The sequence below is a fragment of the Olleya marilimosa CAM030 genome (genome assembly GCF_000518485.1).
Lineage (GTDB): Bacteria > Bacteroidota > Bacteroidia > Flavobacteriales > Flavobacteriaceae > Olleya > Olleya marilimosa.
Map to the genome: position 1 here is coordinate 1 of NZ_JADR01000015.1, position 12,341 is coordinate 12,341.

At 31.5% G+C, this 12,341-nt stretch carries 8 protein-coding genes; 7 read left to right on the forward strand and 1 reads right to left on the reverse strand.

What is annotated here, in order from left to right; genetic code table 11:
* Positions 1–1,646, reverse strand: a 1,646-nt coding sequence (locus M890_RS0113625) for a recombinase family protein (RefSeq protein WP_028284056.1), incomplete at its 3' end; no start/stop codon positions are given.
* 156 nt (positions 1,647–1,802) lie between these two features.
* On the opposite strand from M890_RS0113625, the gene M890_RS0113630 reads away from it, so the two are divergent.
* The 7 genes from M890_RS0113630 to M890_RS0113660 all read left to right on the forward strand — a co-directional run.
* Positions 1,803–2,006 carry a helix-turn-helix domain-containing protein gene (locus tag M890_RS0113630; protein WP_028284057.1) on the forward strand — a complete coding sequence of 68 codons (204 nt, stop codon included), beginning with the start codon at positions 1,803–1,805 and terminating at the stop codon, positions 2,004–2,006.
* Complete coding sequence (locus M890_RS0113635; protein ID WP_028284058.1) at positions 2,007–4,094, forward strand: type I restriction-modification system subunit M; 2,088 nt, start codon at positions 2,007–2,009, stop codon at positions 4,092–4,094.
* Entirely contained in the window at positions 4,094–5,473 is a 1,380-nt protein-coding gene (locus M890_RS0113640) for a restriction endonuclease subunit S (RefSeq protein WP_028284059.1), read from the forward strand. The genes M890_RS0113635 and M890_RS0113640 overlap by 1 nt, the downstream gene beginning before the upstream one ends.
* A 1-nt stretch (position 5,474) precedes the next feature.
* Entirely contained in the window at positions 5,475–6,902 is a 1,428-nt protein-coding gene (locus tag M890_RS0113645) for a DUF262 domain-containing protein (RefSeq protein WP_198018216.1), read from the forward strand.
* Positions 6,890–8,857 carry a DUF262 domain-containing protein gene (locus tag M890_RS0113650; protein ID WP_028284061.1) on the forward strand — a complete coding sequence of 656 codons (1,968 nt, stop codon included), beginning with the start codon at positions 6,890–6,892 and terminating at the stop codon, positions 8,855–8,857. Before M890_RS0113645 ends, M890_RS0113650 begins: the two co-directional genes overlap by 13 nt.
* 2 nt (positions 8,858–8,859) lie before the next feature.
* Positions 8,860–11,865, forward strand: a complete 3,006-nt coding sequence (locus M890_RS0113655) for a type I restriction endonuclease subunit R (RefSeq protein WP_028284062.1) — start codon at positions 8,860–8,862, stop codon at positions 11,863–11,865.
* Positions 11,866–12,006: 141 nt separating this feature from the next.
* On the forward strand, positions 12,007–12,341 hold a 335-nt coding region (locus M890_RS0113660; RefSeq protein WP_028284063.1), incomplete at its 3' end, for a hypothetical protein.

Consider the following 12,341-nt stretch of genomic DNA (forward strand, 5'->3'; position numbering starts at 1 on the left):
GTTACGGTGGAGTAGTCACGAACGGGGGTGAGTTGATTTAACTTTTTACGACCTCGTTTAACTGGCATAATAGATATTTGGGTTCCGTTTTCGGAACCCTTTTCTTTTTCTAATACGACAGGTATTTTAAAATTAATATTTAAAAGGTGCAGTTTATTCTCATTATCATAGTTCACTGTTATTTTATCTATTATAACCTTGAGAAACTCCTTTTTCATCTCGTCTGAAATATTGGTTTGAGTTTTGATATGTTCTGAGAAATTGTCAACCCAGTCAAACCATTTCTGTTCAGTTCCTAATTGCCTCAGTTTACTTCTCAAACCTTCAATCTTCAATTTGACTTGTTTAAGCTTTATGGCGAGGTCTTTTTTTAAAAGTTTATAAACCTGTTCAGAAGAAAACTCTTGTAATATATTCCGTGATTCGATTTCTACTAAACCTCTTTCAATAGTTGTCTTAGTTTTTGTTAATTCTAAAATTTCAGCTTCGTTTAACTCTATCACTCGTTTGACTTCATTAGTATCAAAGCTACTACCGATAAGTGTTTTTTGTTTTAAAACATCCTTTATCTCAGCTGTGTTAGTTAAAATTTCAATAATTTTATTCCATAAAATACCATCAGTATTAGGTATATTTAAACATCGTTTCATATTGCATTCAACATTCTGCTTATATGAATTATTAAATTTACGCTCACTTAGAGGACAATAATACTGGCGAATATATTTCTTTTCGTTAGTCCTACCTCCCATTGGTGTTCCACAACCACAAACTAAAAAGTCTCTAAACAAGTAAAACCGTGTTGTTCTGTTAATTTGATTTTTACGTTCTAGTTTTACTTTTTTCCTAGATTGAACTTCATCCCATAATGTATAACTAATGAGTTGTGGCACTTCATTAGTGATTGTGGTATTAGATTTTTTATCTGTGAATTTTTGTTGCCCAGTATATATTTCATTCTTTAAAATAACTTGGAGAGAACCCATTGACCAGAGTTTATTCCCTCTTCTTGTTTTAATCTTGTTGTCTTCAAGTATTGATTTTATTTCTTTCAAAGATGTTCCTTTAGAATACTCACTATAAATCATACGAATCCATTTACTTTCGGACTCATTTTCTGTTAATCGATTTCCAATTCCATCCCACTTGAGCTTATAGCCAAAAGGACAGTCTCCTCCTCTCCAATAGTTTAGTTTTACCTTTTCAATTTTACCTAGTCTGCTTCTCTCTTTCCTAACCATATTGTCGTAAGTTGAAACTTCGCTAAGAATACCAAGAATCATATTCTCCATAAAGTCCTGTGTATTATGTACACCATTTGATGTATGAAGAATGACTCCGTTTGCAATCATCTTCTGTCTTATGGTATACCACGTTATTTGACTGCGAGATAATCGGTCTGTATTCCACACATACAAATGTTTTATAATTTTCGAATCAATCAGTTTTAGAACTTTTAATAGTACTGGTCGATTGTCAAGGGTGTCTTTTGAAGAAGATGTACCACCTTCGTTATGTATGACATAGTTCATATTTAGTTTTTTAGCTAAGTCTATTCCAACATCCATTTGTGTTTTAAGTGATGTTCCTTCCTCCTCTTGAACAGACGTGCTAACTCTGACTAAAATGTGTAGTGTTTCTTTCATTAAATACCCTTGTTTAAACTATTCGGAAAATACTAAAATAAATGAAATCACAGTTATAAAAAAACCGAAACATCAAATTCAATAAAATACAGTGTAAAATCCCATCATATTTCAATGAGATTTATTAGATTAGACATAACTTAAAAATGGTTTAAAATGAACCGAATAAAAGAAGTTCTTAAAGACAAAGGAATTAGTCAAACTTGGCTTGCCGATAAGATGGGTAAAAGTTATAATACGATTAATGAGTATGCTCGAAACAAAAGACAGCCGAGTATTGAAGTCCTGTTTAAAATAGCTGAAATATTGAATATGGAGGCAAAAGAACTAATTGAGAAACGAGATTTTAAGAAAAAATAAATGAATTTAGATACACAAAGCCTACAACCTATTATAAACTTCATCTGGACAGTAGCAGATGATGTTTTAATCAATAAGTATTTAGAAAACCAATATCAAGACGTTATATTACCGATGACAGTGTTAAGGCGTTTAGATTTGGCGTTAGAACCTACCAAAGACCAAGTACTTAAAACGCATAAAGAATTTAAGAGTAAAATAGATAATCTTCTAGGGTTATTAACAAGTAAAGAACACGGTTCTGGATTAGCGTTTTACAACACTTCGCCTTACACAATGAAAAAGTTGTTGGACGACCCCAAAAATATTGACAGCAACTTTGAGGACTACCTAAACGGATTTTCGGAAAATGTTCAAGACATTATTTCTAAATTCAAATTCAGAAACCAATTAGAAACGTTGGAAAATGGAGGTATCACATTTTCATTAATCGAAAAATTCTGTAACCCAAAAGTAGAATTACGCCCTGAAAAAATATCACCTATGGCAATGGGTTATATGTTTGAGGACTTAATTCGCAGATTTAACGAAAAAACAAACGCTGCTGCTGGACGTCACTTTACACCAAGAGAGATTATTGAATTAATGACACATTTGGTGTATTTGCCTGTAAAAGAACAGATACAAAACGGAACATTTTTAGTGTACGACCCTTGTGCGGGTTCTGGAGCAATGCTTACGCAATCTAAAAAATATGCCACCAATCCTGATGGCGAAATAAAATCTAAAGCAACTTTTCATTTATACGGACAAGAGAATACTGGCGAAATGTACGCCACCTGTAAATCTGATATGTTGCTTAAAAATGAAGACCCAGATAAAATAAAATTTGGCTCAACATTAAGCGAATACGGTTTTGACCCAAATCTGAAATTCAATTTTATGTTGACCAATCCACCTTATGGTACAAGTTGGAAACAAGACATAGAGAACTTAAACGTAGGCACTGGTAAAAAAGTAGAAATAAACGACAGGCGTTTTAACCTACCCATTAAAAACTTTAAAGGCGAACTTGAAGAAAAATGCTTGACCTCTCGTAGCAATGACGGACAGTTAATGTTTATGCTACATATGCTCTCTAAAATGAAAGACCCAAAAGATGGTGGTAGTCGTATTGCTTCTGTACACAATGGTTCTGCCCTATTTACGGGTGATGCAGGTAGTGGTGAAAGTGGCATACGCCAATACATTTTAGAAAACGATTTACTAGAATGTATTATACAATTGCCCAACGATATGTTTTACAACACAGGTATTGCCACTTATATCTGGATTTTAAGTAATGTAAAAGAAGACAAACGAAAAGGAAAAGTACAATTGATAAATGCTTCTTCAAAGAAGTTCTACAAAAAGAGAAGAAAACCTTTAGGGAGTAAAAGAAATGAACTAGACACCAATCATATTTTAGATGTTCAAAATATGTATATCGATTTTGAAGAAAATGAATATTCTAAAATATTTAATAACGAAGATTTTGGTTTTTATCAAATTACAACTCAACAACCATTAAAATTAGCTATTACTAATTGTAAAGAAAAAATTAAAAATGGTAAAGGAGCTTATTTAGAAGATTTATTGAATGTCGCAGGTTTTAACATTGAAGAAATAGCAGACTTTTTTGGAGATGATATCCATTTAGATTTCAATAAATCTATAATTGATTTTTCTAATCATTTGGGAGTTAAAAAGGAAGGGTTTATAAACAAAACCCTTAGGGATGTTTTGTCTGTATTTACAGAAACAAATAGTGATGCTAAGCCAGTCTTTAAAAATATAAATGATTATAAGAAACATAAAACTCAACCCGAAAAAAGAGTAGAGAACACAAAATATATAATTGATAAAGATTTAAAAGATTCCGAAAATGTACCCTTAAAAGAAAATATAGACGTCTATTTTGCTCGTGAAGTATTACCCTTTGCCGAAAACGCTTGGTACGACAAAAAGAAAATGAAAATTGGTTATGAAATTCCTTTCAATAAGTATTTCTACAAATACGAAGCTTTACGACCACTTGAAGAAATAGCAAAAGACATTTTTTCACTAGAAGAACAAACTGATAATTTATTACAAGAAATTGTAGAGTAATGGCAAAAGAAAATTATAATAAATATAAAAACAGTACTGTTTCTTGGTTAGGAAAAATTCCAGACCATTGGGAAATCCGAAGAATTAAGTATGTGTTCCAGGAATTAGACCAAAGAAGTGAAACAGGAAAGGAAGATTTACTATCAGTTTCTCAATATACAGGCATAACAAAAAAATCAGATAAAGTTGCTGAAGGAGAAAACATTTCAAATGCAAAAACATTAGAAGGTTATAAAATTGTAGAGAAAGGCAATTTAGTTATAAACATTATGCTTGCTTGGAATGGGAGTTTAGGTATTTCAAAATATAATGGCATTGTAAGTCCTGCATATTGTGTTTACAAAAATCTCATTGGTGACGAAAGATATTTTGGTTATCTATTTAAAACCAAAAATGCCAAACAAGAATTTAAAAAACAATCTACTGGAATAATTGATAGTAGATTGAGAATGTACACAGATAGTTTTTTCAATATAAAAACTGTTCTTCCACCAAAACAAGAACAAACCACAATAGCCAATTTTCTCGACTACAAAACCGAGAAAATCAACCGTTTTATTACCAAGAAAAAACAGCTCATTGAGTTACTCAACGAGCAAAAAGCAGCCATAATAAACCAAGCAGTTACAAAAGGCATCAACCCAAATGTACCAATGAAAGATAGCGGTATTGAATGGTTGGGAGAAATCCCTGAACATTGGAAAACAACCAAACTAATTGGTGTTTCCAATTTTGTAAGAGGTAATTCAAGTTTTAAAAAAGATGAATTATTGAGTAATGGAAACTATGTTGCTTTGCAGTATGGAAAAACATATAAAATTGATGAAGTTGATAAAAATTTTCAGTTTTATGTTAATGATGAGTTTTATAAAGATTCACAGGTTGTAAACAAAGGAGATGTAATTATTGTTTCAACTTCAGAAACGATAGAAGATTTAGGACATTCTGCTTTTTACAATAGAACTGATATAGGTTTATTAGGTGGAGAACAAATGCTGTTAAAACCAAATAAAAAAATAGATGGAAAGTATTTGTATTACTCTTCAAAAGTATTCACAAAAGAACTTCGTAAATATTCCACAGGTGTAAAGGTTTTTAGGTTTAACATTAATGACTTAAAAACAATATATACATCTATTCCTCCAATTGAAGAACAAATTAAAATTTCAGAATATATACAAAGTGAATTAAACACAGTAACCAAGACTATAACCACAATAGAGAAAGAAATTACTTTAGTAGAAGAATACAAAACAGCTTTAATAGCAGAAGCGGTTACAGGTAAAATAGATGTAAGAGATTTTAAACTACCTACAGAAGAAACACCTTTGACAATGGTAGCAGAGGAAGCTTCTAATTATAAAAAAGAAGTTAATTAATTTGATACAAGTTAATACATACCGTTTTTTTGACTTGTATGAGAGATTTCCAAATTTGGTCGTACCAGATTATCAACGTGCTTATACTTGGAATGTTGCCAAAGTACAAGAGTTGTTACAAGATTGGGAAGAATACATCGCTTCAAGTCCTAAACAAACCTATTATATGGGTTCTGTATTGTTATTTTCCAATACTAAAGATGCTAATTTTCAAATTATAGATGGTCAACAAAGACTTACAACATTAGCACTAATCTATTACCAACTATATGGCTCATTGCTAAAAGGGCAAAATGTACAATACAATCAAAGTGTTTCAGGTTTTAACATTGCCAAAAACTTAAACTTTGCAAAGCAATCCATAGCTAGATTAGAAAAATTAAAGGATTCTGAAATTTTCCACAAGCTAGAGTTTACGGTAATTGTAAGTGATAATCAAGACCATGCTTTTGCGTTTTTCGATTCACAAAACAATAGAGGTGTTAGTCTTGGTGTAGATGATTATCTAAAAGCATATCATCTTAGAGCATTACCAGAAAAACTACAAGAGCAAAAAGCAAAATCTTGGGAAGACATTACCTTTAAAGCCAGAAAAGAAGATAACCATTTGCTAGACCTCAAACATTTATTCAATGAAATATTGTTTAAGGTGAGACAATGGAAAGGGCAATCGCATTTTCCATATCCCAATAAAATGGAAGTGTTAACAGAGTTTCAAAAAAACACGTACAGTACAGAGACTAAAAACGCTTTTCGTTTATTTCCTAATAATAACAATATGCGTTATCACCAATTAGAATATACAGAGAATGGTGTACTGCTGGTATCAGCAGAAAAACCTTTAGCTAAAAAAGACTATCCTTTTGCTATAAGGCAACCCATCTATAAAGGACAGAACTTTTTTGATTATACAGATAAGTATCACGCCATATTTCGTTTTCTTTTTAACACCAAAGAACAGAAGTCTCTTGAAATAGAAAAAGCATTGCTTTTTTATAATGCTTTGTACACCAAAGATATGTCGGAGTATTTACGTTATTATATGCAAATGTGTTTAGTAGCCTACTATGACAATTTTAAGGAAGAACAGTTCTTTAAAGCCATACAGTATTTCGATTATTATTTAGGAGCCATTAGGTTAGAGAAATATTATGTGCGTCAAGAAGCCATAAAAAACAGTTTAAAAAATGCGTCTAATAGCTTATTGGATGTAATATGCAGTGCTTATTTGCCTAATGAAGTGTTTAGTTTTATTAATCAAGCAAAACCTACTGAAAACATCTATATCAATAATGGGTTCTTAAATGGAAAAAAAGAAGTAAAAAACAATGTAATAGACCGATATATAGAAAGGTTATGTGAGTATTATAATAAGGATATTGATAATAGATTAATTGAAGTAAAGAGCCGAAAGCAATGGATAGCATAGTATCAAATTTAACAGATATAAAATCTATTGTAGCTCAAGAATTTGAGTTCAATATTCCTATCTATCAGCGATTGTATGTTTGGACAGAGGAGCAAGTAAAAACCTTATTTGAAGATTTACTTACAGCATATAAAGCAGATAAGGACATATACTACATAGGTGGAGTCATAACTGTAAATAATGAAAACAGCGACAAGTTGTATGACCTGGTAGATGGGCAGCAGCGATTTACCACACTATGGTTATTATCCAATGAATTAGGAGGTAATCTTGAGCCATTCACCTATAAAAATGGAGAACTTAGGTTAAAGTTTGCCATACGTCAAAATGTAACAGACTATTTCAATAATATAGGTAATGCAGAACATTCTTCATCAAATGATTCAAAAGACTATTCTGATTTATTAAAAATAGGGAAAGCTCGAAATCAAATTAACCAATTGATTTTACAACACTTAAAAGATGAGGAAGAAAAAATAAAATTCTCAAATTATATTTTTGAAAAAGTAAAAATGGTATTAACCGATGTGCCAAAAACTACAGACCTTAACAAACTGTTTGAAGCCTTAAACAACAGAGGTGAGCAGTTGGCACATCACGAGATACTTAAAGCTAGATTACTTAACTACATTAAAAATGTAGAAAAGAGGAATCAATATGCCAAACTATGGCAAGTATGTTCAGTAATGGATAATTATTTAGAGCGTCTTATTGCCTTAGAAATTGGCTCATCAAAAGATGTGGCGCATATTTTTCATAATGGATTTGATATTGATGATGTTTTAAATTTATTCGAAAGTTCAAATCCTCAAACCACTCTTATGCTAAGCGATGTGTTAGAACATCCTGAACAATACGAGGATATTGCAACTTCAATTAAAGATAATATTACTCATCATCCAGAATCAAATGAAGATGAGTTTGAACCAGTAAGGAGTATTCTCTCTTTTCCTCAACTTTTGCTACATACTTTACGTATTTTTCTATTCGAAAATGAAGAAGAAGATATTTTACGTATCAATGAAAAAGAGCTTTTAGAAACTTTTGATAAGCACTTTTTGAAGTCTGAAATTATCAACGAAAAATTTGTAGTTAGATTCTTTAAAACCTTGTTTAAAGTTAGATATAGCTTTGACAGATATGTAATAAAATGGATTACTGTTTCAGAAGACAGAGAAGAACACGGTATTAAGGACATTTATAAACAAAACCAAAAAAAAGGAGGCTGGACTTATTATTTGAGAAGATTGAATAAAGACAGTTTGAACGGAATGGCATTGCTACAAAGCATATTATACCATTCTCAACAAAACACGACTCAATACTGGTTGACACCTTTTTTATATTGGATGATTGATGAAAAACCATCATTTAATGATGCCTATTACTGGTTAAGACAATTAGACAACACCTTATTTAGTTCAAATGCGGAGCATATTTCTTTACCAGAAAGAACTATTAATTCTATGGAAGATTTTTTAGATGTAGAATGTGATGCAGAAACAGTTTTCGGTACTCTGGAGAATTTAAATAATTCAGGAGTTAGCTTTCCACACTATTGGTTTTATAAAATAGAATTTATACTCTGGTATTATAGAGGTCAATTGGATAAAGAAGATGAATGGAGTAATTATAAAATGACAGCAAGAAACTCAATTGAACATATAGGCCCGCAAAACCCAAGAGACCCTAGAGACAAGGTTTGTATTGAAACCTTAGATACAATGGGCAATTTAGTGCTGGTTACTAGAAGTATAAATTCAGAATACAGTGACAAAGCATATGGTGTTAAACGCAGTATGTTTCAAAATAAAAAAGCAAAAGGAAGTATAGATAGCTTAAAATCAGATTTAATATATAATGAAGATATTTGGAATGATGAAAAAGCAAAAGAACATTTTGAAAAAATAATGGTATTGCTAAATGATTACTTTCATGACCACAATTTGAATTAACTATGAGTAAAAACACCAATACAAAAGAAAATGGCTTTGAAAAGCATATTGTTGATTATTTAGTTAATAGCAACAACTATGTAGAAAGAGCAAACAGCAATTACAATAATATCAATTGTATTGATGAAGATTTGCTGTTTCAGTTTTTAGAAAAAACACAAGCCAAAGCATTAGACAAATTAAAACGTTATCATAAAGACCTTTACAAACAAAAAATAGTAAAGCGTTTAAACGACCAAATAAAACAAAAGGGCGTTATAGAAGTTTTACGTAAAGGTATTGTAGATGGCTTTACAGATACCAAGCTACGCTTGTTTTATGACAAACCAGTTTCTGTATACAACCAAAAAGCAAATGACTTGTACCAAGCCAATATTTTTTCGGTTATGCGTCAAGTCTATTTTTCGCCAAAAAACAAAAAATCTTTAGACATTGTTACGTTTATTAATGGTATGCCAATTATCAGCTTTGAGCTTAAAAACGAGCTTACCAATCAAAATGTAAAACATGCCATAAAACAATACAAAACTGACCGTGACCCAAACGAAGAGTTATTTCGTTTAGGCAGGATGGTTGTTAATTTTGCTGTAGACACAGAAGAAGTATGGATGTGTACAAAGCTAGAAGGCGACAGCTCTTATTTTTTACCTTTCAATAAAGGAAATAAAAACGGAGCAGGAAATGAACCTAATGGTGGTATAAAAACAGATTACCTGTGGAAAGAGATTTTAACTAAAGATACTCTTACCAATATCCTTCAAAACTATGCTAAATTAATCACAGAAGACAAAGAGTATAGAGACGCTAAGGGTAAGAAAAAAATAAAGAAAACTAAAAAACTTATATTTCCTCGTTTTCATCAATTAAACGCCGTTTCCCGATTATTAGCAGATGCACAAGAAAAAGGAGCAGGTCAAAAATATTTGATACAACATTCGGCAGGTTCAGGTAAAAGTAACTCCATTTCTTGGTTGGCTCACCAACTGGTTGGTTTACATGATAAATCAGGTTCTAAAACAATTTTTGATACCGTTATTGTCATCACAGACCGAAGAGTTTTAGATAAGCAAATACGAGAGAACATAAAACAATACCAACAAGTCAAAGGTGTTGTACAAGCTATTACAGATGGAAGTAAGCAATTAAAAACTGCATTAGAAGAAGGAAAAAAAATAATAATTACTACCATTCAAAAATTCCCCCATATTGTCGAGGATATTGGTGATTTACCAAGCAATAATTTTGGAATCATTATAGACGAAGCACATAGTAGTTTAAGTGGACAAATGGCTCGTAAATTAAACGAAACACTAGCCAAAGTTTCAGACGAAGAACAGCTTCAAAGTGATTTAGAAAACTATGATGAAACAGAAGATAATGAAGTAACAGGTGAAGATTTTATAAGGGCAATAGTGAAAGCTCGTAAACTCTTACCTAATGCAAGTTATTTTGCTTTTACAGCTACGCCAAAAAACAAAACCTTAGAATTATTTGGCGAACCATTTGAACAGGATGGAAAAACCAAATACAAAGCATTTCATTTGTACTCAATGAAACAAGCCATAGAAGAAGGTTTTATTAAAGATGTATTGCTTAATTATACAACATACCAAAGCTTTTATGCTTTACTGAAAAAGATAGAAGACGACCCAGAGTACGATAAGAAAAAGGCTCAAAAAAAACTGAAAGCCTATGTCGAAGGTCATGACCATGCTATCAAAAAGAAATCCATTTTAATGATTAACCATTTTATAGATAATGTAGTTAAGAAGAATAAAATGGGTAACAAGGCAAAAGCTATGATGGTTACAAGTAGCAGAGCTAAAGCGGTACAATACAAACACGCTTTTGATGCTTATCTAAAATCTATTAATAGTCCATACAAAGCAATTGTTGGTTTTTCTGGGGAAATAGATGGAGAAACTGAATCAAGTTTAAATGGTTTTCCAAGCGGTAACATACCTGAAGAATTTGAAAAAGATGAATACAAATTTTTATTAGTAGCTAATAAGTTTCAGACAGGTTTTGACCAACCACTGCTTCATACAATGTATGTAGATAAGAAATTAGGTGGTGTAAATGCGGTACAGACCTTATCCCGACTAAATAGAAGTCATCCGTTAAAAACAGATACTTTTGTTTTAGATTTTGCCAATTCTTCTGAGGATATAGAAAAAGCATTTAAACCATATTTTGAAAATACTATTTTAGGAGAGGCTACAGACCCAAATAAATTATTTGACTTACAAGATGCTTTAGACAGTTATCAAGTCTATTCTAGAGAGCAAGTAGAAAAGTTTTCAAATAAAATATTAGCAAATGTAACAGTAGACCAGTTACACGACATTTTAGACCAGTCAAGTGTTGTTTTTAGAGAAGATTTAGAAGAAGAGCAACAAGCGGATTTTAGAGCAAAAGTAAAGACTTATGTACGTTTGTATATATTCTTATCTCAAATTGTAGATTTTGAAAATGCATATTTAGAGCGTCTGTATATTTTCTTAAATCATTTACAAAGCAAATTAGGAACTGATGCTGAACCTGATTTTTCACAAGGTGTTTTAGATAATATAGATATGGATAGTTACCGCCTACAGTTGGAAGCCACCACAAATATAGCAATGGAACAGGGAGAAGATTTACAACCTATTCCTACAGAAATGAGAGGCGGAACATCTGACCCTGAAATTGACCAATTATCTAATATTATTAAAACTTTTAATGACCGCTATGGAACTGAATTTGAAGATGCTGATAAGGTTAGGCAAATGGCTGAAAGTGTTGTAAATGGAGTGGCTAAAAACAAAGATATGCTAAATTCTATCGAGCATTCTGACGAACAGAATGCAAGAATTACAAGTGATAAATTAGCACAAGACGAATTACTGAAACACGTAACAACAAATTTTGATTTTTATAAAGTCATTAATGACAACGAAGAAGCTAAAGAGGAGTTTAATACAATGGTTTTTAATATGGTAAAAGAAATGTTACGTAAATCTTTATAGAGATTACATTAAAAAACTAAGACAACTATTGAAAGAGGTTTAGTAGAAATCGAATCACGGAATATATTACAAGAGTTTTCTTCTGAACAGGTTTATAAACTTTTAAAAAAAGACCTCGCCATAAAGCTTAAACAAGTCAAATTGAAGATTGAAGGTTTGAGAAGTAAACTGAGGCAATTAGGAACTGAACAGAAATGGTTTGACTGGGTTGACAATTTCTCAGAACATATCAAAACTCAAACCAATATTTCAGACGAGATGAAAAAGGAGTTTCTCAAGGTTATAATAGATAAAATAACAGTGAACTATGATAATGAGAATAAACTGCACCTTTTAAATATTAATTTTAAAATACCTGTCGTATTAGAAAAAGAAAAGGGTTCCGAAAACGGAACCCAAATATCTATTATGCCAGTTAAACGAGGTCGTAAAAAGTTAAATCAACTCACCCCCGTTCGTGACTACTCCACCGTAAC

What these genes read in the sequence shown, in the direction of transcription:
- M890_RS0113630 (WP_028284057.1), top strand. Translation starts at nt 1,803, where the DNA reads ATGAACCGAATAAAAGAAGTTCTTAAAGACAAAGGAATTAGTCAAACT.
- M890_RS0113635 (WP_028284058.1), top strand. Translation starts at nt 2,007, where the DNA reads ATGAATTTAGATACACAAAGCCTACAACCTATTATAAACTTCATCTGG.
- M890_RS0113640 (WP_028284059.1), top strand. Translation starts at nt 4,094, where the DNA reads ATGGCAAAAGAAAATTATAATAAATATAAAAACAGTACTGTTTCTTGG.
- M890_RS0113650 (WP_028284061.1), top strand. Translation starts at nt 6,890, where the DNA reads ATGGATAGCATAGTATCAAATTTAACAGATATAAAATCTATTGTAGCT.
- M890_RS0113655 (WP_028284062.1), top strand. Translation starts at nt 8,860, where the DNA reads ATGAGTAAAAACACCAATACAAAAGAAAATGGCTTTGAAAAGCATATT.